The 25,943-nt window shown below is 61.0% G+C and carries 20 protein-coding genes; 14 read left to right on the top strand and 6 right to left on the bottom strand.

The window, feature by feature from the left end; genetic code table 11:
• Window positions 1-271 precede the first annotated feature (271 nt).
• The 7 genes from JL39_RS01130 (at window position 272) to JL39_RS01160 (ending at window position 7,895) form a co-directional block, all read left to right on the top strand.
• Window positions 272-739 (top strand): MarR family transcriptional regulator, encoded by a 468-nt coding sequence (locus JL39_RS01130; RefSeq protein WP_081952673.1) that lies wholly within the window; start codon window positions 272-274, stop codon window positions 737-739.
• Between the two features lie 11 nt (window positions 740-750).
• Window positions 751-1,449, top strand: coding sequence for an SDR family NAD(P)-dependent oxidoreductase (locus JL39_RS01135; protein WP_037145367.1), 699 nt, complete (start codon window positions 751-753; stop codon window positions 1,447-1,449).
• Between the two features lies 1 nt (window position 1,450).
• Window positions 1,451-2,782: an FAD-binding oxidoreductase gene (locus tag JL39_RS01140; protein WP_037145369.1), complete on the top strand. Its 1,332-nt coding sequence runs from the start codon at window positions 1,451-1,453 to the stop codon at window positions 2,780-2,782.
• A 138-nt stretch (window positions 2,783-2,920) separates the two neighbouring features.
• Entirely contained in the window at window positions 2,921-4,594 is a 1,674-nt protein-coding gene (locus JL39_RS01145) for a peptide ABC transporter substrate-binding protein (protein WP_037145371.1), read from the top strand.
• Between the two features lie 116 nt (window positions 4,595-4,710).
• A complete protein-coding gene (locus JL39_RS01150; protein ID WP_037145373.1) occupies window positions 4,711-5,661 on the top strand; it encodes an ABC transporter permease in 951 nt (316 codons plus the stop codon).
• A gap of 13 nt (window positions 5,662-5,674) precedes the next feature.
• The gene (locus JL39_RS01155; protein WP_037145375.1) at window positions 5,675-6,559 is read left to right on the top strand and encodes an ABC transporter permease; all 885 of its coding nucleotides are present in this window, start codon (window positions 5,675-5,677) and stop codon (window positions 6,557-6,559) included.
• 10 nt (window positions 6,560-6,569) lie between these two features.
• Window positions 6,570-7,895, top strand: a complete 1,326-nt coding sequence (locus JL39_RS01160; protein WP_037145377.1) for an FAD-binding oxidoreductase — start codon at window positions 6,570-6,572, stop codon at window positions 7,893-7,895.
• Window positions 7,896-7,940: 45 nt separating this feature from the next.
• Here JL39_RS01160 and JL39_RS01165 read toward each other — a convergent pair whose 3' ends face one another.
• The gene (locus JL39_RS01165; protein ID WP_200883901.1) at window positions 7,941-9,152 is read right to left on the bottom strand and encodes an anaerobic sulfatase maturase; all 1,212 of its coding nucleotides are present in this window, start codon (window positions 9,150-9,152) and stop codon (window positions 7,941-7,943) included.
• A 460-nt stretch (window positions 9,153-9,612) separates the two neighbouring features.
• Between JL39_RS01165 and JL39_RS01170 the strand changes: the two genes are divergently transcribed.
• Complete coding sequence (locus tag JL39_RS01170; protein ID WP_037145381.1) at window positions 9,613-10,566, top strand: formylglycine-generating enzyme family protein; 954 nt, start codon at window positions 9,613-9,615, stop codon at window positions 10,564-10,566.
• Window positions 10,567-10,600: 34 nt separating this feature from the next.
• Here JL39_RS01170 and JL39_RS01175 read toward each other — a convergent pair whose 3' ends face one another.
• Window positions 10,601-12,262, bottom strand: a complete 1,662-nt coding sequence (locus tag JL39_RS01175; protein ID WP_037145382.1) for a glycoside hydrolase family 3 N-terminal domain-containing protein — start codon at window positions 12,260-12,262, stop codon at window positions 10,601-10,603.
• A 52-nt stretch (window positions 12,263-12,314) separates the two neighbouring features.
• Complete coding sequence (locus tag JL39_RS01180) at window positions 12,315-14,144, bottom strand: sulfatase-like hydrolase/transferase (protein ID WP_052182567.1); 1,830 nt, start codon at window positions 14,142-14,144, stop codon at window positions 12,315-12,317.
• A 183-nt stretch (window positions 14,145-14,327) separates the two neighbouring features.
• Here JL39_RS01180 and JL39_RS01185 point away from each other — a divergent pair, with 183 nt between their 5' ends.
• Window positions 14,328-15,899: an ABC transporter substrate-binding protein gene (locus tag JL39_RS01185; RefSeq protein WP_244446808.1), complete on the top strand. Its 1,572-nt coding sequence runs from the start codon at window positions 14,328-14,330 to the stop codon at window positions 15,897-15,899.
• A gap of 89 nt (window positions 15,900-15,988) precedes the next feature.
• Here JL39_RS01185 and JL39_RS01190 read toward each other — a convergent pair whose 3' ends face one another.
• Window positions 15,989-16,915: a LysR family transcriptional regulator gene (locus JL39_RS01190; protein ID WP_037145384.1), complete on the bottom strand. Its 927-nt coding sequence runs from the start codon at window positions 16,913-16,915 to the stop codon at window positions 15,989-15,991.
• A 204-nt stretch (window positions 16,916-17,119) separates the two neighbouring features.
• On the opposite strand from JL39_RS01190, the gene JL39_RS01195 reads away from it, so the two are divergent.
• Genes JL39_RS01195 through JL39_RS01215 form a run of 5 tightly spaced genes read left to right on the top strand, consistent with a single transcriptional unit; the run spans window position 17,120 to window position 23,992 of the window.
• On the top strand, window positions 17,120-18,058 hold the full coding sequence (locus JL39_RS01195) for an ABC transporter permease (RefSeq protein WP_037146006.1): 939 nt from the start codon (window positions 17,120-17,122) through the stop codon (window positions 18,056-18,058).
• On the top strand, window positions 18,058-19,824 hold the full coding sequence (locus tag JL39_RS01200) for a dipeptide/oligopeptide/nickel ABC transporter permease/ATP-binding protein (RefSeq protein ID WP_037145386.1): 1,767 nt from the start codon (window positions 18,058-18,060) through the stop codon (window positions 19,822-19,824). Before JL39_RS01195 ends, JL39_RS01200 begins: the two co-directional genes overlap by 1 nt.
• Window positions 19,821-20,636, top strand: a complete 816-nt coding sequence (locus JL39_RS01205) for an ATP-binding cassette domain-containing protein (protein WP_037145388.1) — start codon at window positions 19,821-19,823, stop codon at window positions 20,634-20,636. The genes JL39_RS01200 and JL39_RS01205 overlap by 4 nt, the downstream gene beginning before the upstream one ends.
• A 3-nt stretch (window positions 20,637-20,639) precedes the next feature.
• The gene (locus JL39_RS01210) at window positions 20,640-22,421 is read left to right on the top strand and encodes a sulfatase (protein ID WP_037145390.1); all 1,782 of its coding nucleotides are present in this window, start codon (window positions 20,640-20,642) and stop codon (window positions 22,419-22,421) included.
• Between the two features lie 26 nt (window positions 22,422-22,447).
• On the top strand, window positions 22,448-23,992 hold the full coding sequence (locus tag JL39_RS01215) for a sulfatase (RefSeq protein ID WP_037145392.1): 1,545 nt from the start codon (window positions 22,448-22,450) through the stop codon (window positions 23,990-23,992).
• Window positions 23,993-24,073: 81 nt separating this feature from the next.
• On the opposite strand, the gene JL39_RS01220 is transcribed toward JL39_RS01215, so the two are convergent.
• Window positions 24,074-25,072, bottom strand: a complete 999-nt coding sequence (locus JL39_RS01220; RefSeq protein WP_037145393.1) for an MDR family oxidoreductase — start codon at window positions 25,070-25,072, stop codon at window positions 24,074-24,076.
• A 29-nt stretch (window positions 25,073-25,101) separates the two neighbouring features.
• Window positions 25,102-25,857 (bottom strand): GntR family transcriptional regulator, encoded by a 756-nt coding sequence (locus JL39_RS01225; protein ID WP_037145395.1) that lies wholly within the window; start codon window positions 25,855-25,857, stop codon window positions 25,102-25,104.
• Between the last annotated feature and the right edge of the window lie 86 nt (window positions 25,858-25,943).

Genomic DNA, 25,943 nt, shown 5'->3' on the forward strand with positions numbered 1-25,943 from the left:
TCGGGCAAAATAATAGTTGCATAAGTCCACTAATGGGCGTTGAATGAAAACTGCAATACGAAAAGAGCGTGGACCGTCTCAAGCAGGATGGCGCTCTTGTTGAGGTACCAAGCTTCTGGAAATGATGCGCTTTCGGCGATTAACCGGGAAACGGTTAATCATGCCTTTGCCGTAAGTATCTCTTGGCCGGCGAACTTCGTCGTGGCCGGTGGGAATGGTTTTGCTTTTGCGAGGGATGATGGCCAGCGATCCGAAAGCGACCCGGAATCCGATGACCGAAATCGGGCTCGACGTGCTTGAGGACACGCTGAGCTTCTATATCAGGTCGCTGAATATGGCAGTCTCGCGCGATCTCGACCAAAGCCTGGAAGGGCTCGATGTAGCCCGCGGCACCGGTAAGATTACGACGCTGCTTCTGGTGGATCGGCATCCGGGAATCCGACCTTCGGTAATCGCGCAGATGATCCTGAAAGATCGCTCGGCAATGGGAAGGCTGCTCGAGCAGATGGAAGAGCACGGACTGCTGACGCGCAAAGTTTCATCGGACGACAATCGCGCGCAGGCTCTTTACATCACCGGGAAGGGAAGGGAACTCGCTGATCGTATCCGTCCGATCATCACCAGGCAGTCGCGGAATTTCTTTTCCGACATAACGGACAAAGAGCACGCAATGCTGATCCAGGTTCTCGGGCGTACCTATCGCCGCGTCGTCGGGCTTGAGCCCAGCGACGAAGCCTGAGGATCAGGACCATGGCAGATGAAAAGGTGGTTTTGATCTCAGGCGCCAATCGCGGTATCGGCGCCGCCGCGGCAGAAGCCTTCGCGGCGGGAGGCTGGAGAGTTTCCCTTGGCATGCGGTCGCCGGTATTGCCGGCCTGGGCAGACGAGAACCGACATCAGGCGTTCGGTTACGACGCGACCGATCCGAAAGCCGGGGAGCGCTGGGTAGCGGCCGCTCTGGCACGGTTCGGCCGCATCGACGCCATCATCGCCAATGCGGGGGTCATGGTCGCCAAAACCGTGATCGAGGCTGAAGACGAAGACCTCGACGCCATGCTGACCGTCAATGTGAGGGCGCCGCGTCAGCTCGCCCGGGCCGCGTGGGAGCCGCTTGCGGCAGGCGGCCAAGGCAGGATCATCATCATCGCTTCACTCTCCGGCAAGCGGGTGAAATCAGCTCGCTCCGGAACCTATTCGGTCAGCAAGTTTGCGGCGGTCGGGCTGGCTCACGCCCTTCGCCATGCCGGCTTTGATCAGGGTATCCGCGCAACCGCCGTTTGTCCGGGCTTCGTCGCGACTGACATGGCGCGCGGCCTGACCGACCGGGATGATCGGCTGATGACGAGTCCAGACGATCTTGCCCGCATTATCGTGATGCTCGTTTCTTTGCCGAACGAGGCGTCGGTCGCAGAGTTCGCCATAAATTGCCAGCTGGAGGAGTCCTTCTGACATGCCCGGACCCTATGTCGTTCCCGTTCAGGGTGATGCGGAGCTGCCGAAAGAGGTCGATGTCGTTGTTATCGGCGGCGGCATCATAGGCACTTCCACCTCGCTGGAACTTGCAGAACGGGGCATGCGCGTGGCGCTCTGCGAAAAGGGCGGCATAGGCCATGAGCAGTCGAGCCGTAACTGGGGTTGGGTGCGTATCTCCAGGCGAGATCCACGTGAAGTTCCGTTGATGGCCGAGGCGTTGCGTATATGGGCGGATCTCGATCGCCGCACGGGTCGCGATACCGGCTACAAACGCGCCGGCATCGTGTTCACCTGTGCCGATGACAGGGCTTATGCAGAACACGAACGCTGGAACGAGAATCTGGAAGGTTATCAGCTCGAGTCCCGCATGCTGAGCGCCAAGGATTTCAGGGAAAAATATCCCGGTTCCGACATGAAGCTTGCCGGCGCGCTGTACACCGCCGCCGACGGCCGCGCCGAGCCGCAAAAAGCCGCTCCGGCGATCGCCGAGGCGGCGCGCGACAAGGGCGCCCATATTTTGACCGAATGCGCCGTGCGCGGCTTGCAGCTTTCCGGCGGGCGGGTGTCCGGCGTCGTCACCGAGCGTGGAGAGATCGCCTGCAAGTCCGTCGTCCTTGCGGGCGGTGCCTGGTCCAGCCTCTTTCTCGGCAACAACGGCCTCGACCTGCCGCAACTCAAGGTCATGAACTCGGTCATGCGCACCAAGCCTCTGGAAGGCGGGCCGGAGGAAGCCATCTGGTCGAGCGGCTTCGCCATCCGCAAACGCCAGGATGGCGGCTACACGATCGCCAACGGCTTCCAGAACATCGTGGATATCGTGCCGGCCTCGTTCCGCTATGCGACGAAGTTCCTGCCGGCGCTGATGCATGAATGGCGTTCATTGAGCTTCCGGTTCGGCGGCCGGTTTTATGACGAATACCGCATTCCACGGCGCTGGGAGCTCGATGAGCCAAGTCCCTTCGAATACCATCGCGTCCTTGACCCGATCCCGTCCAAGGCGATGGCCGACAGCGCGCTCGTCAAGCTGAAGAAGGCGTTTCCGGTTTTTGAAAGGGCGGAAATCACCCAGCGCTGGGCAGGGCTTATCGACGTGACGCCGGATGCGGTTCCGGTGATTGACGCGCTGGATGCCATACCGGGCTTTCATGTCGCCACGGGCTTTTCCGGCCACGGTTTTGGCATCGGTCCGGCTGCGGGCCGGCTGATGGCCGATATCGTCACCGACCGCGAGCCCGTCGTCGATCGGAAGGCCTTCCGTTTCGGCCGTTTTTCCGATGGCTCGAAGATCGAACTGATCAGCGGCTTCTAAGAGCCGCTTCTGCCTTTAACGGCCCGGTTTTCCCGGAGCCTTTCGCAGAGGCGCCGCCCCGGCGGCGTATCACCGTCAACGTCCCGCAAGAGGGCGGTCAGATAAGCAGTTCCAGAAAATCAACAAAGGGGTACAGCTATGTCAGACAAGGAAGTTACAGTTTTTACGCATCCCACCCGGCGGCAGGCACTGACGCTGATGATGGCGGCAGGTTCTGCAGGTCTTTTCATGCCGAACATCCTCGGCAAGGGCGAGGCTCAAGCCGCTCCGCCCGCCAAGCCGACCGGCAAAGTCATCATCGGCTTTTCGCAGGAGCCGACCGTATTCAATCCCCATATGCCGCATATCGAGGTGGATGAAGGCGTCTCGTTCTCGATCTTCGATCCTCTTTTCGGCATCGGGCCGGACGGCAGCTTCTATCCGGCGCTTGCCAGGGAAGTGCCGAGCGTCGAGAACGGCGGCATTTCGGCTGATGGACTCACCTGGAAGATCAAGCTGCGGGACGATGTGAAGTGGCATGACGGCAAACCCTTCACAGCCGAAGACGTAAAGTTTACGCTGGAGCTGCTTGTCGATCCGAATTTCCGCAGTTGGCGCAAGACCGGTCATGAGCATGTGCGCGAACTGACCGTCGTTTCCCCGACAGAAATCACTTGGAAGATGGCGGCGGCCTTCGCACCCTATGCCTCGATTCTCGCCGCCACCTTCATCGTGCCAAAGCACGCCTTCGACGGTGTGGCCGACAAGAACACGGCTCCGTTCAACAATGCGCCGATCGGAACGGGCGCCTTCAAGTGGGTGAACCGCGTTGCCGGCGACCATATCGAGCTTGAAGCGAACGCGGATTATTTCGGCGACGGTCCCTATTTGGAGCGGGTCATCTACAAATACATCCCGGATCTGACGGTGCTCTACACCCAGTTCAAGACCGGCGACATCGATGTCATCGGCCTCCAGTATATTACTCCGGATCATTATGACGAAGCCAAGAGCCTCGATGGCAAGAAAGTCAACGTCGTGCCGATGGCGACCGTCGAATCCTTTTCATTCAACATGGAAAAGCCGCAATTCAAGGACCCGGCGGTGCGCAAAGCGCTCTATGCGGCCATCGACAAGCAGACGATCATCGATGCGCTTTATTACGGCCTGCCCACTCCGACCGAAAGCTACATGCCGCAGCAGTCCTTCTATTACAATCCGGACCTGCCGAAGCATGAATACAATATGGAGACCGCGGAGAAGCTGCTGGACGACGCGGGTTGGGAACTCGGCTCCGACGGCATACGGACGAAGGACGGGATAAAGCTCTCGTTCACCAATTCCACGACGGCCGGCAATCATATCCGGGAACAGGTGCAGCAATATCTCCAGCAGTCCTTCAAGGAATTGGGCATCGAGATGAAGATCTCCAACCTGCCGCCGGCCGTCATGTGGGGTGATTATTGGATGATGTCCCAGTTCGACTCCGTCGTCGTCGGCATCAACTTCCTGACCGGCGCGGATCCGGATACGTCGGATTACATGAAATCCACGTCTTCCGCAGCAAAGGGAGGAGCAGGACAGAACACGTGGCAATATGCCAATCCCACTGTGGACAAGCTGCTTGAGGAAGGCGGTACGATTTTCGTGCCCGAGGAACGGAAGAAGATCTATTTCAAGATCCAGGAAACGGTCCGGAACGACCTGCCGCTTCTGCCGCTCTTCCAATACGCCACTGTTCGCGGTCACAAGGCAGGCGTCGACGGCGTGGAGCCAAACATCAATGTGCGCATCGACAGTTGGAACGTCGCAAGCTGGTATTGGGCGTCCTAACTCGTCGTCTGGAGGACCCGCGATCGGTCGGGTCCTCTCGTATTCCGTCCAACCAGGTCCGGAATGAGCGGCACGCATGTGCCCCGGATGCCGGCCCGGTACAATCGGAGACCGCCATGTTTCACTATCTCCTCGGCAGGCTCTGGCAAAGCCTTGTCCTGCTCGTCATCGTCTCGATGATCGGCTTTGCCGTCCTCAATCTCGCTCCGGGCGGACCGCTGTCTCAATATGCGCTGACACCCGGCATGACGCAGGAAGCGCTTAACCGGCTGGCCGAACAGATGGGCCTCAACCGGCCTCTGCCCATCCAATATGCCGATTGGCTGTGGCACCTCGTGCAGGGAGATTGGGGGCGCTCCTATCGCGACAACCAGCCGGTACTGGATGTCATCGGACGGCATCTTTTTGCCACGCTGCTGCTGATGGGAACCTCGACCCTGATCTCGATCCTCGTCGGCACCTGGATCGGCATCAAGGGTGCGGTAAAACGATATTCGGTCTTCGATTATGCGGCGACGGTCGGTGCCATGGTGGCGCTGTCGATCCCGACCTTCTGGTTCGGCCTTGTTGCGATTTATGTCTTCTCGCTGTGGCTGAAGTGGCTGCCTGCCGGCAACATGTACACGATTGGCGACGGATCCTTCGGCGACTATGCGATCCACCTCATCATGCCGAGCCTGGTCCTCGCCTTCGTCAACGTGGCCGTCTGGGGGCGATACATGCGTACCGCGACGCTGGAGGTCATCAACCAGGATTTCGTCCGCACGGCGCGCGCCAAAGGGTTGCCGGAGCGAACGGTCCTGATGAAGCACGTGGTCGGCAATGCGCTCCTGCCGATGATTACACTTGCCGGTCTTCAACTGCCGAGCATCCTTGGTGGCGCCCTGGTCACCGAAACGGTCTTCACCTGGCCAGGCATGGGGCGGCTTTTCCTCGATAGCCTCGGCTACAACGATTATCCGGTGGTCATGGGACTTCTGATGTTCTCCGCCATGCTCGTGCTGGCCGGCAATCTGATTGCCGATCTGCTTGTTGCATTCGTCGATCCCCGCATTCGGCTCGGTTGAAAGGAGATCGCTCATGTCCGCTGTCGCTTCCCCTATCGCTGTGGAGCAAATTCACTGGTGGCAAAGCCGCACGCTGCGCCGTTTCATGCGCCATCGTCTCGCTCTCATCGGCGTGGCTATGATTGTCATCCTTACTTTCGCCTGTGTTTGCGGTCCCTGGCTGCTGCCCTATGATGAGCTTTATATCGACATCCGGGCCCGCTTCGCCTCGCCGATGACTGGAGCGCATATCTTCGGTACGGACCCGCTCGGTCGAGATATTGCGGCCCGCCTGTTCATGGCCGGGCGAATCTCTCTGCTCGTCGGTTTCTTCGCCATGCTGCTTTCCACCGCGATCGGTACGGTGATCGGCATCACTGCCGGCTATTATGGAGGGCGGCTGGGGGCGGCGTTGATGCGTTTCGTCGATGCGTTCCTGTCCTTTCCCTCGATCTTCCTTCTCCTGGTGCTCGCAGCCTTCATCAAGCCGAGCCCGTTCATGATCACCGTCATCATTGCGGTGACAAGCTGGATGGAGATTGCCCGTATCGTCGAGGCCGAGATCCGGTCGCTGCGGGAACGCGATTTCGTGATGGCCGCACGCATGCTCGGCCTCAGGGATACCAAGATCATGTTCCGGGAGCTTTTGCCGAACGCGATCGGTCCGATCATCGTCGCCGCCACTCTCACCGTCGCTCGCGCCATTCTGCTCGAAGCCTATGTGAGCTTCCTGGGTTATGGCATTCAGCCGCCGCTGCCGAGCTGGGGTAACATGCTAAACGGTGCCCAGCAGTATCTCGACCGGGCACCCTGGCTCGCCATCGTGCCGGGTGTGGCGATCACGCTTGCGGTCACCAGCTTCAACTTCATCGGTGACGGGCTGCGCGACGCACTCGACGCCCGTAGCGATATCGATTGAGGAGAGGCAGATGGCGTGCTTTTCACCCTTCGAGGCGTCGCTCTGGTATGCGACCGCCGTTCCTGCTCCCGAGACGCCGGAGCTCGTGGGCACGGTAAGGACTGACATAGCCGTCGTCGGCGGCGGCTATACGGGGCTTACGACGACGCTGGAGCTTGCTCGCGCCGGGGTGAAGGTCGCGCTCATCGAGGCGCGGGAGACGGGCTTCGGCGGATCCGGCCGCAATGCCGGCCATTGCACCCCGACCTTTACGCATTATAGCCTGCCGGAACTCCGGGCAATGCTCGGAAAGCCCTGGGCGGATCGCCTCATCGAGCGCCAGACACGGGCAAACGACCGTGTCTCGGCGATGATCCGCGACTACCAGATCGACTGCGAATGGGCGCAGAACGGCTACGTGATGGCCGCCGCCAATCCCGGGGCGCTTTCGAAGCTTCGGGCCAAGGTCGATACATATAATGCAGTCGGTGCAAACACCCGTCTGATTGACAGAGGCGAGGTTGAGGCGATTACCGGCAGCCCGCGCTTTCACGGCGGATGGTTTCACCCGGAAGGGGGGCATCTCAACCCGCTTTCCTATGCACGCGGCCTGACGCGAGCGGCCATGTCCGAAGGAGCCCGGATCTTCACTCGCTCTCCGGTGACCGGCTGCGAGCGTCATGCCGGCGGCGGCTGGTCGGTGAAAACGGAGAAAGGAGAGGTCATTGCAGACAAAGTGCTTTTCACGACCGGCGCCTACACGGTTGGCGGCTGGCCGAAGCTCGACCGGACTTTCAAGATTCAGCGCGTCTTCGTAGCCGCCACGCAGCCGCTGTCCGAGGGCGAACGCCGGACGGTACTGCCGCAGAACACCACGATCCATGACGGGCGCGGCGACATCTATGTCTACAAGTACAATCGCGAGGGCCGCATCGTCGCCTCCATGTTCCCCATGGGCAGGCGCGGCAGCGACATGGCTTATACACGGCAGGTGATGACCGACCGGTTGAAATGGCTGCATCCGCAGATCCGCACCGACATTCGCTGGGAGTATTTCTGGTTCGGAGAATTGGACATGCAATACCGGACAGTTCCTCGTTTCTACAATCTCGCACCGGGTGTCGTGGCGCTCACCGGCCTTTCCGGGCGCGGCGTGCCGACCGGCTCCATGCTTGGCTCAGTCCTGTCGGAATGGGCTCTTGGCAAGCCGGACGACGAACTAGCGCTGAAGTTGGAACCGCTCTCGGCGGCGCCTTTCTACATGAGTTTCGCTCCGGCGATGACATTGCGTTACTACCGTTTCCGAGACAATCTCACGGCAAAACTTGCCGGCGCTCCATTGCCGCCGCATGCCTAAGGCTGCAGGCGAGGCAATATGCCCAAGGTGTCCCGTAAGCTGCGCCTAGCTGTCCGGGCGGACGGTCAGGCCGCCAAGCAGGTCCATGATACGGGCAGGCGGCTGACCCCGACGCAGAAGCTCAGCCATCATTCCAAAATAGGGAGCGGCATGTTCGAAGAACATGCGATTGGACCGGCAGAAATAATTGACGCGTTCAGTCTCGTCTCCAATTGCCGGCAGGAAGCGGTGCTTTGGGCAACCGCCATGACAGGCAAACCGCCATCGGCACTCCTTGCACATCCCGGGCAGCCCGCTCCGCTTGTCCAGGCCGAACTGCAACTGTTGCGGTAGGGCGGCCAGGTCGGCTATCGGCGTATTCTTGATGTTGCCCAGTCGATATTGAGGATAGACGTAGTGGTCGCAGGCATAGAGGTCGCCATTGTGTTCGAGCGCAAGACCGGTACCGCAGGTTTCCGCGAACACGCATAGCGAGGCCGGCTGTCCCATCCATACACCGAGCTGCAGATCGAATAGCTGGACAAAGATCTTGCCGACGTCGTGGCGGACCCACTCATCGAAAATGCTACAGAGAAACCGACCGTAGTCTTCCGGCGTGACGCTCCAGGGGGTCACCATGTTTCCTTCATCCCCGGGGTGCGGTGGAGGTGCGAGGTGGCCTTTCGGATCAACGCGCTCGACCAGAGGAATGAATTGTATGAAATCGACGCCAAGTTCACGGAGATAGCGGTAGACATCCAAAGGGCAGGCCGCGTTGTGCTTGTTGACGACGCATAGAATATTGGTTTCCACCTTGTGGCGATTGAGCAGTTCCCACGCGTTCAGGACGCGCGCCGAGCTCGGCAAATCCCGCCTGTCGCGCCTGTAGTGGTCGTGAAGGTGAGGGGGGCCATCAAGACTCAAGCCAACCAGGAACCTTTCCTGACCCAGGAATTGCCCCCAATCCTCATCCAGCAGAGTTCCATTCGTCTGCAGGGCGTTCGCGATGGTTCGGCCGGGAGGGCAGTGCTTCCTTTGCAGCGCGACGATGGTCCTGAAGTAGTCCAGCCCGAGAAGGGTCGGCTCTCCGCCTTGCCAGGCGAACCATATCTCCTTTTGTCCGATGCTGCTTTGGCTGGCAATGTAGTCACGGATGAAGGTTTCCAGAATATCCGGCGGCATCCGAAACCGGCGTTCGCCGGGGTACAGGGCTTCCTTCTCCAGGTAATAGCAATAGGTGCAATCGAGGTTGCATTTGGGGCCGATGGGTTTGGCCATGACGTGAAACGCATGAGACATCGCGGGGCCTCGCGGATTAGGAGAGTTCCAGCTAGGGTTCCTCGCGAGGCTGGCCGGACTACCCGCCTATATCGAGCGAGCCGTTTTTCGTCCTTGTCATTGCGCAAGTCCGAGCGAAATTTGGAATGCGCGATTCCCTCCATTGGAGATATTCCCCTGGCTTTTCACGTTGCGGGCGTTCATTTCAATGGACCGGGATAGGCTGGGGCGGCCTGCCTTTCCTGCAGACCTTGTGCAATGCCCACGATGGGATAAACGTGTTCTGCATCGAACCTGCGACCCATGACCGCCTGCCGCGGAAGGAGTTGCGTGAGACGAAATCCTGGCGTCAACGCCACGCGGCGGCTCGCACATGTTCCATCTCGAAATGCTTTACCACCGCGGCAGGTAGTTTACTGAAAGTGCAGTTCGCCGGGATGGAAAAGTTCGGGAAGATACAATGAACGGATGCTGTTCGGCCGTCAGCCGAAACAATGGAAACGAAGGATCGGGCGAAGCTGCGAAGATTTCGTCGCGGGGCACGGCGGGCGAGGTGATCGCAGTCAAGGGCGGCGAGACCTTCGTCGGTACCAACGACCCGGTCATCGCCGTCGACGGCGAGGGGCCGGAACGCAGGGTCACCGTCAACGATTTCTTTCTCGAGGCCGAAACCGTCACCGTCGCGCGTTTTGCCGAATTCGTTGAGGCAACTGGCTACGTCACCGAAGCGGAGAAATTCGGCTGTGCCGCGGTGTTCATGGGATTGCTGAACGATCGGGAACTTGCAGCCAATAATGTCGCGGGCACGCCGTGGTGGGGGCGGGTGGACGGGGCGATCTGGAAGGCTCCGGAAGGGCCGGGCAGTTCGATCGAGGACAGGATGGATCATCCGGTGACGCAAGTGTCGTGGAATGACGCCATGGCGTTTGCGCACTGGGTCGGCGGGCGCCTTCCCACGGAAGCGGAATGGGAACATGCGGCACGGGGCGGCAATCGTCGCCGCCGTTATCCCTGGGGCGACGAAGAGCCGACGGACGCGAAGGTCTTCTGCAATATCTGGCAGGGCCGGTTTCCGCACCAGAACACGCTGGCGGATGGATTTTTCGGCACCGCGCCGGCGCGCAGCTTCACACCGACCGAGGACGGCTTCTACAATCTCGCCGGCAATATATGGGAATGGACGAGCGATCCGTTCCGCGTGCGATCGCTCACGCGCCAGGCGAAAATTCGCAATGAACAGGCAAAAAAGAGTGCCGACAAGCTGCTCAAGGGCGGTTCGTTTCTGTGCCACAAGAGCTACTGCTATCGATACAGGATTGCCGCCCGCATGGGCCTGTCACCCGACAGCGCGTCCAGCAATACCGGCTTCCGCATCGCCTATGATGTTCGGCCCGGCGAGCGTCGAGCAGGCTGATATCGCGGCAATCCCGCCGGGCGGTCGCACCCGCCTAGAACCTGGCATCCGGAGCGCCAGAAAAGGGATCGATGGGATTCTTCCGGTTCCACGGGCGCCTGCCCATGAGCGCCTCAAGCACGGCCTTCTGCATCGCCTCGTGGGTCGAGTAGGCGTTGATATAGGTCGGCACCCTTGGGGCGTCGTAGAGGTAGTAGGGGAAGCCGAAGGAGATCATCACCGTCGGCAGCCGTGTCCAGGGCCGCTTCATGGCCGCCCGGAAATCGCCGTGGAGCGAAAGCCAGTCGAGGAAGATGCGCCCGCGCGTCAGAAGTGTCTCCTCGCCGAAGAGATAGAGCACAAGATCCTGCCCTTCCGCATCTAGGGGTGTGCCGTAGCGATGGAGGGTGACCTCGAACCCCTCGCTTGCCAGCATCTCCGGCAGCTTGAAGTCCAGCCGGGCGTTCTGCATGGGTTCGACGATCCCGCCGGATACGAGGAGGATGCGCCTGTGTTTCGCGAGGTCCAGCGGCAGGGTGCCGGTGCGGTCCTTCACCAGCGTCGGGGCGCGGGCGAAAGCGTCTTCCGCCAGTTTTTGCGTGGCTACATCGCCGACATGGGACTGCATCTCGACGCTTCGGTGCAGCCCGAGCGAGGCTTTGAGCGCCAGGACCCGGGTCACCGCGTCGGCAAAGCGCTCGGCGGTGATGCGTCCGGAATGGACGGCGTCGCGCACGGCGGCGATTTCCGTTTCCGGATCGGAGGAAAAGAGCACCATGTCGCAGCCCCCCGCGATGATCTCGATCTTGGCCTCACATGGCGGCATGACGCCTGACAAGCCCGCCATCTCGCTCGCATCCGAGACGATGAGGCCGTTGAAGCCAAGTTCGCCGCGAAGCAGGTCGAGATTGAGTGCCGCCGAAATCGAAGCCGGCAGATAGGCTTCTTCTCGGGCGTCGGAATCGCGTTCGAGGATATAAGCCGGCAGCGCGATATGGGCCGACATGACCGACTTGACGCCATGTTCGATGGCAGCCTTGTAGAGTTTTCCGAAGGTTGCACGCCAGTCTTCCATCGACAGCGGATTGATCGTCGTGACGAGATGCTGGTCGCGCTCGTCATATCCTTCGCCCGGCCAGTGCTTGACTGTTGCGGCAAGGCCAAGCCGTTGGAAAACACGCATCTGCGCTAGCGCGTGGCGCTCGATGAGTGCCGGGTCGGAGCCGTATCCGCGGGTCGCGACGATCGGGCTGCGGAAGGCCGCATTGATGTCGAGGACCGGGGTGAAGGACCAGTTGATACCCACGGAGCGGGCTTCGCTCGCCATGAGGTCGGAGATCGCTTCGGTGAGCGAAACATCGTCCACCGCGGCGAGCGCGAGCGGATTGGGAACAGGCGTTCCGAAGGAGAGGCTCATGCGGGAGCCTTCGAGATCAGCCGACACCAGAAGCGGGATATCGGCCTCCGCCTGAATGGCGGCCATATGCTCGCGTTCCGCCTTGCCGTCGGAGCCGAAGAAGCGGGTGATGCCGCCCGGCTTCAGGTGCCGAAGGCGGGCGATTTCCGTCTCACGGTCATCGCCCTTGGAGTTGAGATTGAAAAGCTGAGCGGCACGGGACGTTTCATCGAGGGCCTGGAACGTGCGTTCCACCCAGGCAACCGCTTCGCGGTCGAGATTGAAGGGGGCTTTCGTCAGGTGATCCAAGGTGAGCGTCATGGCTATATCCAATCATACGAAAAGTAGCGCATCTTACAGGACTTCATTGCGGCTATTGCCGGGTCGTGCCGGCCTTCTGCTTGCCCATCTGCCCCTCGGCATCGAGCCTGCTCCAGTCGAAGATCGTGTTGGTCGGCCTATAGGTGCCGTCCAGCCGCTGGGCCAGATAATCGGAGGATTGGCGCAAATAGGTATCCTCGTCATCATGCAGCGCCCGCACGTCGGCGAGCGAGATGTCGGGGAATGGCGGCAACCAGGTCAACGCGTCGAGGGCCTGCAGCTTGATGCGCGGGTCTGGTTCCGTGCGGAGAATCCGCGTTATTTCGCTCACCCAATGACGGGCGTCCCCTGCATGACCGAGCGCTTCGGCCAGCGGAATGCGGACCTGTGGGTCCGGTTCCTTCGCATAGGCGGCGGCAAGGCCTTCGGGTAGAGGCTGCCCCGAGGAAGAAAGCATGAGCAGCCCCTTGGCGGCCCAATGGCGCATGACCGGTGAGGGGTGAGACAGCCTGCTCAAAAGGGTCGGCGCATTCTTCCCATTTCGGGCAGCGGCGGCAAGCGCAAGGTCCATGATCTCCGGGAGCGGGTAGAGCGTTTCGTTCCGGCTCGCTTCCCAGGTTTCCACCGGGCTGTGCTCGGGAATGAAGCCGGTATCGCGTATTGCGAGCATATGCTCGTCCAGCGCCGCGCGATGTTCATCGATCAGGTTCTCGTATGCCGCATCGTCGATCAGGTTGACCGTGGCGCCGGGATCGCATTGAAGGTCGTAGAACTCTTCCGCCGGCTTCTGGCGCCAGAACTGTTCTTGCGCAGGGTTGAGCATGCCGCCCAGATGCACCGCCTCATAGTCCTGATAATGCACGCCGAGCCACTCGAAGGCGACATATTGCCCGAGCATGCGGTGCGGCATGTAATTGCGGATATAGCGGTACTGCTCCGAACGGACCGTGCGGCTGAGATCGTAACGTTCGCCCATCCGGTCGCGGCCACCGAAGACATATTGGCGCGGCGAGGTCTTCGGCCCCAGCAGCGGCGTGCCGTGCAGTCCTTGCGGACTATCGAGGCCGGCAATGACAAGGAAGCTCGGGAAGAGGTCCACGAGCGATACCGGGGCACTGACATGCGTTCCGGCGACATGCGGCATGAGGTGGCGCCATCTGGGCGGGACCCGGATGATCAGGGGTATGCGCAATCCCTCGTCATAAAGATAGCGCTTGGAGCGCGGCAGCGCCGAGCCGTGGTCCGAGAAATAGAAGACGATGGTGTCGTCGGCGAGGCTGTCGGCCTCCAGGTCGGCCAGATGCTGGCCCAGTTCGGCATCCATGCGCGCAATGGCATTATACTGCCGCGCCAGGCTCTGCCGCATGCCGGGCGTGTCGGGCAGATAGGATGGCAGGGTGACATCCTCGGGGCGTACGGTGCCGGGCTGCTCCTTGAAGGTGCAGGACTCGTGCGTCGTCATGCAGTTGAAGACGGCGAGGAAGGGCTTGTCGTCGGGACGGTTGCGCCAATGAGCTGACCTGCTGGATTCGTCCCAGATTTCCGCCGGATCGACATCGCAGTTATAGTGGGTCTTGGCGTTGTTGGTGCAATAATAGCCTGCCTTCCGCATCTCGGCAGGGTAGGTCAGGAACTCGTTCGGGAGGTGGGCCAGCGCCTGCATATGCTGTGCTCTGGGGCAGCTTTCAGCGTAGCGACCGGTCAGAATGGCAAAGCGCGAAGGTGCGCAGACCGGCGAGGTGCAGTTGGCCGTTTCATAGACGACCCCGTCGCTTGCCAGCCGGTCAAGATTGGGCGTGTGTGCCAGCGTGTCGCCATAGGCACCAAGCCGGGGCGGGCAGTCTTCGCTCACGATACACAATATGTTCGGCCGATCGCCCATGCCTCTTCCTCCCGCTTGTCTATGGCTATCTCGATATCATCGCCAAAGCGTGGAGAGGACTGACAAAACACCCGCGAGCGATAAGCGCAATGCATAAGCCGCGGCAAAGCGACATATGAGTTTGATCTATCACTCAAGCTGTTCTTTGCATTTCTCGTTAATCCTGCCGGATGGTAAGCGAAGATGGGAAAGCCGGTCGCGAGGCTGATGGAGGTCGCAACCGAGCAGGACGCCAAGGGAGGAAAAATGCGTAACATCGTGTTCGCGGCGGCTGTCGCGGCAATGGGTTCGGTTGCATCGGCACCGTCGGTCATGGCGCAGGTCGCAAACGACGACCAGACGCTGGCCATCGCAGCCATACTGGACAATAACAGCTTCGATCGCGCGCAGCTGATGATCGCCAATCAGATGCAGTTCTGGCAGCCCGTGCTCGACACGCTTCTGGTCATGCAGCCCGATGGCAAGGTCGTGCCTAACCTCGCTACTGCCTGGTCCTATAATGACGACCACAGCGTGTTGACGCTCACGCTGCGCGAAGGGGTGAGCTTTACGGATGGAACGCCTTTCGACGGCAACGCGGTCAAGGCCAATCTCGACTATCTCAAGAAGGGTGCCGGCCAGAACGGCTTCATGGCCGCATTGATCTCCGAGGTGGAAGTGGTTTCGCCGACCGAAGTGCGCCTGCATCTCAGCGAGCCCGATCCCAGCCTGATCGACAATCTGACTGTGGTCGGCGGCGCGATTGCCTCACCAGCCACTCTCGGCTCCAAGGACTTTGCGAACAACCCGATCGGTTCAGGTCCTTACATCTACGATGTCTCGGCTTCCGTCCCCGGCCGCCAATATGTCTATAACCGCAATTCGAATTATTGGAACAAGGGCGCGTTCCCCTTCGAGCGCGTCACCATCACGCCGATCAACGATCAGGTTGCGCGTCTCAATGCCCTCAAGTCGGGTCAGGTCGACGCGGGCTTGGGAGAAGCGCGCACGGTCGCGGATGCCGAGGCCAACGGTCTCGTCGTGCAGCGCAACGACGTCAACTGGCTGGGCTTCATCATTGCCGACCGCGAAGGCAAGATTACGCCGGCGCTTGCCGACGTGCGCGTCCGCAAGGCGCTCAACATGGCCTTCGACAAGGCCTCGATCCTCAAATTCGTCGAACTGGGCTTCGGTCGCCTGAGCGATCAGATTTTTCCTACCGGCAGCAGCGCCTATGTCCCGGAACTCGACAAGGTCTATCCATTCGATCCGAAGGCCGCCCGCGCCCTCCTCGAAGAAGCCGGATACGGCAAGGGCTTCACCCTGGTTTTGCCGGAGCTTGCCAGTTTCGCGAGTTTCAATCCCATCGTCGAAAAACAGCTCAAGGATATCGGCATAACGGTGCAATGGGAGAAGATTGCTCCGAACGCAACCATCCCCGAGCTGCGGTCCGGCCGTTTTCCAGCTTACGTTTTCCAGTTCGGCTATCAGGGGACCTGGGCGGAGTACCAGAAATTCGGCTATCCGCATTCCGCCTGGAATACGTCCAAAGTTGCCGATCCGCAGTTCCTCAAGATGCTCGATGCGACGCAGCACGCGATCGGCGACGAGCAGATCAAGGGCTACCGGGATCTCAACCGCTATATGGTGGAAAACGCCTTCTTTGCCCCGTGGTATCGGCGCGACACCATTTATCTGACGAACAAGCAGACTGCCGTGAAGTTGCATCCCACCAACGCTGTGCCCCACATACGCGATTTCTCGAAGGCGGAATAGACGACCTTCCCAGGCAAATACGCCTTCGATAGTGGGCAGTCGGCAGCGGCTGCCCATTTTCGTCTAGCGGCGGCAGCGAACATTCCGTGTCATACCTCGTTATCGAGGCCAAATCTGGTTCTGCACAGCTCGACCAGTGCTTTCATCGGCTCCCAATCCTGCAGCTCTGTGCGGAAGATCATGCCGATCTCGGCCGTGTTCCGTTTCAAGAGCAAGGGAACGGGAACGATGCGCGGCGCGGCAACGGCATGCACCGACAATTCCGGAAGCACGCAAAGGCAATCGCTTTGCTGCAGGATCGTAAGCACCGAAAGCAGGTTCTGGCACACAAAGCGGATATCCGGCGAACCGCCGAGATGTTCCGCTATCGTATGCTGCGTGATCTCGCGGTAGGCTGGCAGCTCGGAATAGACAATCCACGGGTACTCAAGAAGATCAGAAGCCGCAATGCCGTCATCTTCCCGACGCGTGGCGAATAGGGGATGATCCTCCCGCGCCATGACATGATTGGATACTTCCGTGAGCTTGATGCGGGCGAAGCGCTGGCTGGTTCCCCCGTCATTGAAGACGCCGCCGAAGGCGACATCCAGCCGCCCCTCATGCAGATCCTGTAGCGTCTTGCCGAAGGTCAGGGTCGTGAATTCGATCAGAAGACGGGGGAAGCGCTTCTGCAACTGGCTGAGCACGCCCGACAGAACGCCTGAGCGCCACACCGGTCCGCCACCTATCCGCATCACGCCCTTTTCGTCCATCGCTTCCGCGCGCAATTCGTGCTCGGCGATTTCCCAGTAGCGCTCGATACGGCTGGAAACGGACAAAACCCGCTCGCCGAAAGCTGTCGCCTTCACCCCACGTGCATGCCGCTCCACGAGCCGCTGCCCAAAATAGCTCTCCAGCTGCGCGAGCGAGCGGGAAAGCGCCGGCTGGGTGATGTTCAGCTTTTCCGAGGCGCGCCGAAGGCTGCCTTCCTGAAGGATCGTGCGAAGACGGAAGAGATGGGTGATCTGGTCGAGCATGAAGGATATGCGCCTGCGTTATCACTGCTGATGCTTTTTGCATTATCGATGCATCGGTTCAACTGTTATCAATTCCTGCAAAAGACGCCCGATAAGAAATTCGCAGGGCAGGAATGTGAGGAGGAGACAGACAATGAGATTCGCTCGAATGCAGCATCCGCCCGGACGGGCGGTGCACCGCTCCCGGAAAGGGAGCTGATCGCAATGCTGAAGTATGTCTCAAAGCGCATCCTCTCGAGTCTTGTTCTTCTTGTGCTGGTGACGACGCTGACGTTCGTGATGGTGTTCGGTGGAGCCGACAATGTGGCCCAGAACATCCTGGGGGAGAACGCCACCGACGCACAGATCGCCGCACTTGAGGCTAAGCTCGGGATCGACCGGCCGCTTTACGAGCAGTACGGCGACTGGGTAGCCAATGCCGTCCAGGGCGATCTGGGCCAGTCCTGGACAATGGGAGAGAGCGTCTCCCGGATCGTCTCGGGGCGGCTGACGGTGACCTTGTCCATGGTGACCGTGGCCGTCATCACGATTGGCATCATCTCCTCACTTCTCGGCATTACCGCTGCCGTGAAAGGCGGCTGGGCAGATCGGGTGATCCAGGTTCTCAGTGTCATCGGCTTCTCGCTGCCGAATTTCTGGCTCGGTCTCATCCTGGTCGTGGTTTTCGCGCTCAATCTCCGCTGGTTTCCAGCGACGGGCTATGTGGATTTTTCGACGTCTCCCATCGGCTGGGCCGCAGCACTCACTCTGCCTGTTGCGGCGCTGGTGCTTTCCGGCATCGCCTCTGCTTCCCAGCAGGTGCGAGGCGCCATGATCGATGCGCTGCGCCAGGATTATGTCCGCACCCTGAGGGCCGGCGGCATCAGGCCGTCATCGGTGCTGTTCCGCCATGCGCTGCGTAACGCCATGCCGGCGGCACTCACCGTGCTCTCCGTTCAGTTCATCGCCCTTCTGGGCGGCGCGGCCATCATCGAACGGGTCTTCGCCATTCCGGGCCTCGGGTCCGTCACAGTCCAGGCAGCGCTTTCCGGGGATGTTCCGGTGCTGATGGGCGTGGTGGTCACCATGATCATTCTCGTTGTGTTCGTAAACATCGCCATCGACCTCGCCAATGCCTGGGTCAATCCGAAGGTGAGGCTCTGATGACGTCTGCAACTCAACAACGATCCCCGGCGCCGCTCGCCGCCCGGGCCGGCCTGTTGCGCTCAGTGCTGATCAATCCGCTCGGGCTCGTCGCGACGATCCTTCTGTCCATCGTCGTTATCACCGCCATCTTCGCACCGTTGATCGCGCCTTTCGCGCCCGACGACCTGCAGATCTTCAAGGTCAACGCGGCGCCGGGAGACGGCTATCTTCTGGGCGGCGACGGATCGGGGCGCGATATCTTCAGCCGTCTCGTCTATGGGGCACGCAACACCCTGATAGGCGCGCTCATCGCGGTCACCGTGGCGGCCTTTGTGGGGGTGACGGCCGGCCTGTTCGCCGGCTATTTCGGAGGCCGGCGCGAGGTCGTCATGAGCTGGATTTCTGACGGCCTCATGTCCCTTCCGGCGCTCATCGTCCTGCTCGCCTTCTATCAATCGCTCGGCTCGTCCATCGAGATTTCCATGCTGGTCTTCGGCGTCATGCTGGCGCCGGGCTTCTATCGATTGACACGAAATCTGGTGAATGGCGTCAAGCACGAGCTCTATGTCGATGCGGCGCGCGTTTCGGGCCTCTCGGACCTGCGCATCATCGTCCGGCACATCCTTCTGGTCATTCGCGCGCCGGTCATCATTCAGGTTTCGGTCGTCGCAGGCATCTCGATCGTCATCCAGTCGGGTCTGCAATTCCTCGGTTTGGGCGATACGTCCATTCCGACCTGGGGCGGCATGCTGCAGGACGCATTCGCCAACATGTTCGTGGTGCCGACCGCGATCTTATGGCCGGGTCTCGCCATTTCGGTGACCGTGGCCTCGCTTGTGCTCCTTGCCAATGCCATCCGCGACCGGCTGCAGCAGGGCAACCGGCCTGCGGCCATTGCCGGTCTGCCGGAAGCAATTGCCAAACCGGCAGCCGGAGCCGCACCGACCGATAAGGATGCGCTGCTCGACGTGCGCGATCTGGTCGTCGGCTATCCCGACAAGTCCGGCTGGACGGAAGTCGTCAAGGGCGTGTCGCTGACGCTGCGGCGCGGCGAAGTGCTTGGCCTGGTTGGGGAAAGCGGCTCGGGCAAGACACAGACGGCTTTTGCTGTGCTGGGATTGCTTTCCACCGGTGGCCGCATCCTCTCCGGCTCGATCTGGTTCGATGGCCGCGACATCGCGAACCTGCCCGAAGAGGAGATGCGCAAGCTGCGCGGCAAGCGCATCGCCTACGTGCCTCAGGAACCGATGAGCAATCTCGATCCGGCCTTCCGGATCGGCTATCAGCTGACCGAACCCATGGTCACGGTGCTCGGTATTTCCAGAGCCGAAGCCAGGGAAAGAGCGCTCAAGCTGCTGGCGCGCGTCGGCATGCCCAACCCTTTGCGCACCTTTAACGCCTATCCGCACCAGATCTCAGGCGGCATGGCGCAACGTGTGCTCATCGCCCGCGCCATCTCCTGCAATCCGGACCTGCTCATCGCCGACGAACCGACCACGGCCCTGGACGTCACGGTGCAGGCGGAAGTGCTGGACCTGCTGCGCGATCTCCAGGCGGAGATGAACATGTCGGTGATCCTGGTCACCCACAATTTCGGGGTCGTGGCCGACATCTGCCACCGGGTCTCCGTCATGAAGGACGGCAAAGTGGTGGAAACCAACGATGTCCGGCAGCTCTTTTCAGCGCCTCAGCACGACTACACGAAGATGCTGCTCGGCGCCGTCCTCGACGACGTGACGCCGCGTGTCTACCAGCCTCGTACCGGCAGGGGAGTTGCCGCATGACTGACGACGTTATTGTCGAATGCATCGATGTGAATACCCATTTCGGCGCGCTTCACGTCCTCAAGAACGTCAGCCTGACTGTGCGCGCCGGTGAAACGGTGGGTCTGGTCGGCGAGAGCGGATCCGGCAAGACCACCTTGGGCCGCGCCATTCTCGGCATCGGTCCTGTCAGCTCGGGGCGCATCCTGTTCGAGGGGCAGGACATTGCCGGCGTCCCCCCGCGTGACCGCAAGGGCAACGCCGCCGCCATCCAGGCGGTGTTTCAGGATCCCTACACCTCGCTCAATCCCTCGATGACTATCGAGGACATCCTGACCGAGCCGATCATCGCGCGGGGACAGGCCGGTAAGGTTGAGGCCACCGCAAAGGTCCGCACGCTCCTCGAGCAGGTGGCGCTGCCAAGCGATGCCGCCTTCCGCTATCCGCGCGAATTTTCCGGCGGGCAGCGACAGCGTATCGCGATCGCCCGGGCCCTGGCGCTCTCGCCGCATCTCATCGTCTGCGACGAGCCGGTGTCTGCGCTCGACCTTTCCACGCAGGCGCGCGTCCTCGATCTCTTCATCGAGATCCAGGAGCGGACCGGCGTCGCCTATCTCTTCGTCAGCCATGACCTCGCGGTCGTCCGTCACATCTCTCACCGCGTCGCAGTGATGCGGGGCGGTGAAATCGTCGAATTCGGTGACTGCGATCAGGTCACCGCCAATCCGCAGCACAATTATACCAGGCGGCTCCTGCTGGCCGCTCCCGTTGCGGATCCCGTCCGTCAGGCTGAACGACGTGCCGCGTTCCGCGCTCTGGCCATGGGAGCCTGATTCATGCGCGCCATCATCGTCATGTTCGACAGCCTTAACCGGCGCATGCTGCCGCCTTATGGCGACACGCAAACCCATGCCCCCAATTTCGTCCGGCTGGCGGCGCACACGGCCACCTTCGATCGCTGCTACGCTGGCTCCATGCCCTGCATGCCGGCACGGCGGGAACTGCATACCGGGCGGCATAACTTCCTGCACCGTTCCTGGGGGCCGATCGAGCCCTTCGACGATTCCATGCCGGAAATCCTCGCCAGAAACGGCGTCTATACCCACCTCGTCACCGACCATCAGCATTATTGGGAGGACGGCGGCGCGACCTATCATACCCGTTATTCCAGCCACGAATTCTTCCGCGGCCAGGAAGGCGATCTGTGGAAGGGCGTGGTCGCCGAAAATGACCGCAGGCGGCTGACCGACATCTTCCACCGCATGAGGAACCAGGACCGGATCAACCGGTCCTATCTGGCCGATGAGGCCGACCATTCACAGACCCGGACGTTTGATGCGGGGCTGGAATTCATCAACACCAATGCCGGGGCGGACAACTGGATGCTCCAGATCGAGACCTTCGATCCGCATGAGCCTTTCTTCAGTTACGAGCAATATCACCGCCTCTATCCGGAGGGCGAATCCGGCGAAAGCCCGACTGATTTCGATTGGCCGCCCTATGCACGGGTGACTGAGTCCCAAGCCACGGCGGATCATGCGCGCCGTCGTTACCTCGCCCTTCTTTCCATGTGCGACCGCAATCTCGGCCGGGTCCTCGACCTTATGGACGAGCACGACATGTGGAAGGATACGATGCTCATCGTCTGCACCGACCACGGCTACATGCTGGGGGAACGCGGCTGGTGGGGTAAATCCGTCATGCCCTGGTATGACGAAACCATCCATACCCCTTTCTTCGTCTGGGATCCGCACGTGGGTGTCGCCGGCGAGCGGCGGCAGGCGCTGGTCCAGACCATCGACATCGCGCCGACGTTGCTCGATTTCTTCGGCCTCCAGCCGACTAGGGACATGCTCGGTCGGCCTCTCCGCGAAACGGTCGCGAGCGATCGTCCGGTGCGCGAGGCGGGACTGTTCGGCAATTTCGGCGGCCATGTCAGCGTCACCGACGGGCGCCATGTCTATATGCGCGCCTGTGTCGATCCGGCCAACACGCCGCTCATGGAACACACGCTGATGCCCACCCATATGCGGTCGCGCTTCGAGCCGTCCGAGTTTGTTGAGGCCGAGATGATACCGGGTTTCTCCTTCACCAAGGGTGCACCCGTGATGCGCCTGCCCGGCTGGACCATGCGCGGCCCGGCTGATTACGGAACGCTGCTCTACGAGCTCGAAACCGACCCCGGTCAGACCACGCCGCTACGGGATCCGGCGCTGGAATTGCGCATGGCCCGCCTTCTCGTCCGGCTCATGCGCGACAACGAGGCGCCGTCCAGCCAGTTCGAACGTCTGGGGCTGCCGTCCGATGGCCCGGTGACGGAAGACCACCTTCTCGTGGAACGGCAATGGGCGCAGATCGAACTGGGCCAGAGGCGGGCGCCGACGGTGGCGGATTTTGCTCCGGATGCCTTGATTGCGACGGTTCCCGTCAACGTTCTGCTGGCGGAGGACAGCACGCGCGAGATCGTTGCCGACGCGCTTCCTGGCCTGCGTGGCGGTAAGGTCCCGCCCATCTTCGACGACAAGACGCTGCTCGAGATCGCCGGCATGGTGCCTCATCTCGACAAGGATCGCCTTGATGCGCTGGAGGCTTTGCTCCGGACGGCGGTCCCGGCTTGATTATCTCTAGATCCCAAGAGTTCAACATGCGTCCCAACATCATTTTCATCATGAGCGACGATCACGCCGCCCGCGCGATCTCGGCCTACGGCGCCGGCCTGAACCATACGCCCAACCTTGACCGTCTGGCCAGGGAAGGCATGCGCCACGACGCGGTCTATGTCACCAATTCCATCTGCACGCCCAGCCGTGCTGCCATCCTCACAGGCACCTACAACCATGTGAACTGCGTCACCACGCTCCATACGGAGATCGACAACCGTTTGCCAAATGTTGCCAAACACCTGCGGCGGGGCGGCTATCGCACCGGCATGTTCGGCAAGTGGCATATGGGGGAGGGGCCTGCACATAATCCGACCGGTTTCGACGATTGGGCCGTCGTACCGGGGCAGGGGGACTACTGGGACCCCAAGTTCATCTTCCCGGACGGCAAGCGCCGCATTCCCGGCTACGCCACCGACATCATCACCGATCTCAGCCTCAAATTCATCGAGGAATCAGAAGGACAGCCCTTCTTCCTCATGTGCCATCACAAGGCGCCGCACCGCAATTTCGAGCCGCATCCGAAATACAACCATCTCTGGGCCGGCGAAGACATACCGCTGCCCGAAACCTTCAATGACGATTATTCCAACCGCGCGGCTGCGGCGGCCGCGGCCAAGATGCGCATTCGCTCGGACATGAACTATGAGGACCTCGGACTGGTAACACCGCCCGGACCGGCTTCCAAAGTCGGTCCCTTGATGCTCGACTTCATTCCCTGGATGCGCAAGGTGCCGGATTTGCAGCCCGGCGAAACCATCACCGTCATCTGTGCCGAAACCGGCGAGAACTTTACCTTCAACGACCCGCAGAAATTCGCGGAATTCAAGTACCAGCGTTACATGAAACGGTATCTGCGCACGGTGCAGTCCATCGACGAAAATGTGGGACGCCTGCTCGACTATCTCGATGCGAAGGGCCTGGCGGAGAACACCATCGTCATCTACACGTCCGACCAGGGCTTTTTCCTCGGCGAGCATGGCTGGTTCGACAAGCGGTTCATGTATGAGGAATCGCTGCAGATGCCGTTTCTGACCCGGTATCCGGCAGCCATCAAGCCCGGCTCGACCAGCAAGGACATCGCCTGCAATGTGGATTTCGCCCCGACCTTCCTCGACTATGCAGGCCTTCCCATTCCCAGCTATATGCAGGGTCGCTCGATGCGACCGGTGCTGGAAAGCAGCACGCCCGGCGATTGGGAGCAACTGACCTACCATCGCTACTGGATGCACAATGACGATATCCACGAGGCCTGGGCGCATTATGGCGTGCGCGACGAGCGCTATAAGCTGATCTGCTGGTACAACGACGACCTCGGTCAGCTTGGAGCGCGCCCCAATGGTGCACCGCCGGAATGGGAGCTTTTCGACTGCGAGAAGGACCCGCACGAACTGATCAATGTTGCCGACGACCCAGCCTATGCGGCAATTTTCAGGCACATGCTTGCCAAGCTCGATGCCAAGATGGCCGAGATTGGTGACGTGCCGGAGCACGATAGCGCCTTGGTGCTGAGAGAATTGGCGGCGTGACGGACATGGACGAAATGACCAGGATTCTCGAAGATCTCATCGACGCTGTGACCCTCGAAGAGCAGGTATCGCTGCTTTTTCTCATACAGTCATAACGTCGATCACCACCCGGCCGCGGATCCTGCCCGCGACGATGTCCTCGGCGAGCCGCGGCAGGTTGGACATGGGCTCGACGGTCGTCATGCTGTCGAGCTTCGCCTTGTCCAGGTCGCGGGCGAGCCGCGCCCAGGCGGACATCCGCTGCTCGCGGGTGGCGAAGACGGAATCGACACCGATCAGGGCGACGGCGCGCAGGATATGCGGCAATACGGTGCCGGGCAGGTCAGCACCGCCGGCAAGACCGCAGGCGGCGATCGCGCCGCCGCGGACGGTCTGTGCCAGCGCGTTGACGAGCGTGGTGGAGCCAACGCTATCGACGCCGCCGGTCCAACGCTCCTTCTGCAACGGGCCGCCCTTTTCGGCGAGCGTTGCGCGATCGACGAAGTTCGTGGCGCCGAGCGAGGCGAGATAATCATGAGTTTCCGGCCTGCCCGTCGAGGCCGTGACGTTGTAGCCGCGCGCGGCGAGTAGCGCGATCGCTACCGAGCCGACCCCGCCGGCAGCGCCCGTCACCAGGACCTCACCTTCGCCGGGCTTGATCGTGCCCCATTTTTCGAGCGCGTCGACACACAGCGCCGACGTGTATCCCGCAGTGCCGATCGCCATCGCCTGTTCCATCGAGAAAGCATCAGGCAGAGGGATCAGCCATTCCGGCTTGACTCGCTGGTAACGGCCATAGGCGCCCCATTCCGTCTCGGAAAGGCCCCAGCCATTCAATACCACCTTGTCGCCCGGCTTCCACTCGGGCGAGCGGGATTCGAGGACGGTGCCGGAGAGGTCTACGCCGCCCATCATCGGCATGCGGCGCGCGATGCGGCCCTTGCCCGTAATGGCAAGCCCGTCCTTGTAGTTCAGCGTCGAATAGGCGATCTCGACGAGCACGTCATGATCCGGAAGATCGGCGACGGAGATATCCCTGAAAGCGCCTTTCGGCTTGCCGTCGACGGCATCGATCACCATCGCTCTGAACGTCTCGGTCATGGCATCTCTCCGGTGTTGGATAGTTCGGATCAGGCTGAGGCCTGCGCGCCCTCGCGTTTGGCACGCGCTTCAAGGACGGCGGCATAACTTTCGCGCACATAGGCGAGCAGGCGGGCGAGCGCGTCCGCAGCCTTGACGTCTTCACGCTTGCGCACTGCATCGAGGATTTCCTGATGCAGTGAGGCGACATGACGGCGTTCACGCACGCGGAAGACGATCATGTTGGTGATCGGGATGAAGGCTTCGATGACGGTGTACATCATCAGCTTCAGAGGGCCGTTGCCGGTCGATTCCACCAGTGCCCTGTGAAAGCGTACATCTGAGGCGCAGAAATCCTCGTCGCTGATTGTCTCGTCCTGCTGGATCGCGATCTCGGCCTCCATGGCGGCAAGATCGGCCTCGCTGCGGTTTTCGGTGGCGAGCCGGCAGCACACGGTCTCCGTCTCCAGGCGTGCGGTGATGATCTCTTCAATGTCGAAGGCGCCGATGCCGACGAGCAGGGTCGCCGCACCGGTGATCGCCTTGGATAAGCCCTCCGGGTCGGGGCGCTTGACGAAATTGCCACCGGCCGGACCGCGCTTGGAATGAATGAGGTTTTGGGCGGCGAGACGTTTCAGGGCCTCGCGGACGGTTGGGCGGGAGATGCCGAAGCTCTTCGCAAGCTCTTCTTCGGTCGGCAGGCGTTCGTCCACTTTCAGGCGCCCGTCCAGGATCGCGGAGCGGATATTGTCGGCCACTTGTTTGGCAATGCCCGTGCGCACAACCTCGTCATATTTGAGGATCACGTTGGCCTTCCCCCGCGTTCTGGTTGCCTCTCCAGTTTCTAGTGATGCCACGACCCAGTCGAAAAGGCTACTGCTTTTTAAATATA

This window comes from Rhizobium sp. YS-1r (assembly GCF_000757525.1).
GTDB classification, from domain to species: domain Bacteria; phylum Pseudomonadota; class Alphaproteobacteria; order Rhizobiales; family Rhizobiaceae; genus Neorhizobium; species Neorhizobium petrolearium.

What these genes read in the sequence shown, in the direction of transcription:
- JL39_RS01130 (WP_081952673.1), top strand. Translation starts at nt 272, where the DNA reads ATGACCGAAATCGGGCTCGACGTGCTTGAGGACACGCTGAGCTTCTAT.
- JL39_RS01135 (WP_037145367.1), top strand. Translation starts at nt 751, where the DNA reads ATGGCAGATGAAAAGGTGGTTTTGATCTCAGGCGCCAATCGCGGTATC.
- JL39_RS01140 (WP_037145369.1), top strand. Translation starts at nt 1,451, where the DNA reads ATGCCCGGACCCTATGTCGTTCCCGTTCAGGGTGATGCGGAGCTGCCG.
- JL39_RS01145 (WP_037145371.1), top strand. Translation starts at nt 2,921, where the DNA reads ATGTCAGACAAGGAAGTTACAGTTTTTACGCATCCCACCCGGCGGCAG.
- JL39_RS01150 (WP_037145373.1), top strand. Translation starts at nt 4,711, where the DNA reads ATGTTTCACTATCTCCTCGGCAGGCTCTGGCAAAGCCTTGTCCTGCTC.
- JL39_RS01155 (WP_037145375.1), top strand. Translation starts at nt 5,675, where the DNA reads ATGTCCGCTGTCGCTTCCCCTATCGCTGTGGAGCAAATTCACTGGTGG.
- JL39_RS01160 (WP_037145377.1), top strand. Translation starts at nt 6,570, where the DNA reads ATGGCGTGCTTTTCACCCTTCGAGGCGTCGCTCTGGTATGCGACCGCC.
- JL39_RS01165 (WP_200883901.1), bottom strand. Translation starts at nt 9,152, where the DNA reads ATGGCCAAACCCATCGGCCCCAAATGCAACCTCGATTGCACCTATTGC.
- JL39_RS01170 (WP_037145381.1), top strand. Translation starts at nt 9,613, where the DNA reads ATGAACGGATGCTGTTCGGCCGTCAGCCGAAACAATGGAAACGAAGGA.
- JL39_RS01175 (WP_037145382.1), bottom strand. Translation starts at nt 12,262, where the DNA reads ATGACGCTCACCTTGGATCACCTGACGAAAGCCCCCTTCAATCTCGAC.
- JL39_RS01180 (WP_052182567.1), bottom strand. Translation starts at nt 14,144, where the DNA reads ATGGGCGATCGGCCGAACATATTGTGTATCGTGAGCGAAGACTGCCCG.
- JL39_RS01185 (WP_244446808.1), top strand. Translation starts at nt 14,328, where the DNA reads ATGGGAAAGCCGGTCGCGAGGCTGATGGAGGTCGCAACCGAGCAGGAC.
- JL39_RS01190 (WP_037145384.1), bottom strand. Translation starts at nt 16,915, where the DNA reads ATGCTCGACCAGATCACCCATCTCTTCCGTCTTCGCACGATCCTTCAG.
- JL39_RS01195 (WP_037146006.1), top strand. Translation starts at nt 17,120, where the DNA reads ATGCTGAAGTATGTCTCAAAGCGCATCCTCTCGAGTCTTGTTCTTCTT.
- JL39_RS01200 (WP_037145386.1), top strand. Translation starts at nt 18,058, where the DNA reads ATGACGTCTGCAACTCAACAACGATCCCCGGCGCCGCTCGCCGCCCGG.
- JL39_RS01205 (WP_037145388.1), top strand. Translation starts at nt 19,821, where the DNA reads ATGACTGACGACGTTATTGTCGAATGCATCGATGTGAATACCCATTTC.
- JL39_RS01210 (WP_037145390.1), top strand. Translation starts at nt 20,640, where the DNA reads ATGCGCGCCATCATCGTCATGTTCGACAGCCTTAACCGGCGCATGCTG.
- JL39_RS01215 (WP_037145392.1), top strand. Translation starts at nt 22,448, where the DNA reads ATGCGTCCCAACATCATTTTCATCATGAGCGACGATCACGCCGCCCGC.
- JL39_RS01220 (WP_037145393.1), bottom strand. Translation starts at nt 25,072, where the DNA reads ATGACCGAGACGTTCAGAGCGATGGTGATCGATGCCGTCGACGGCAAG.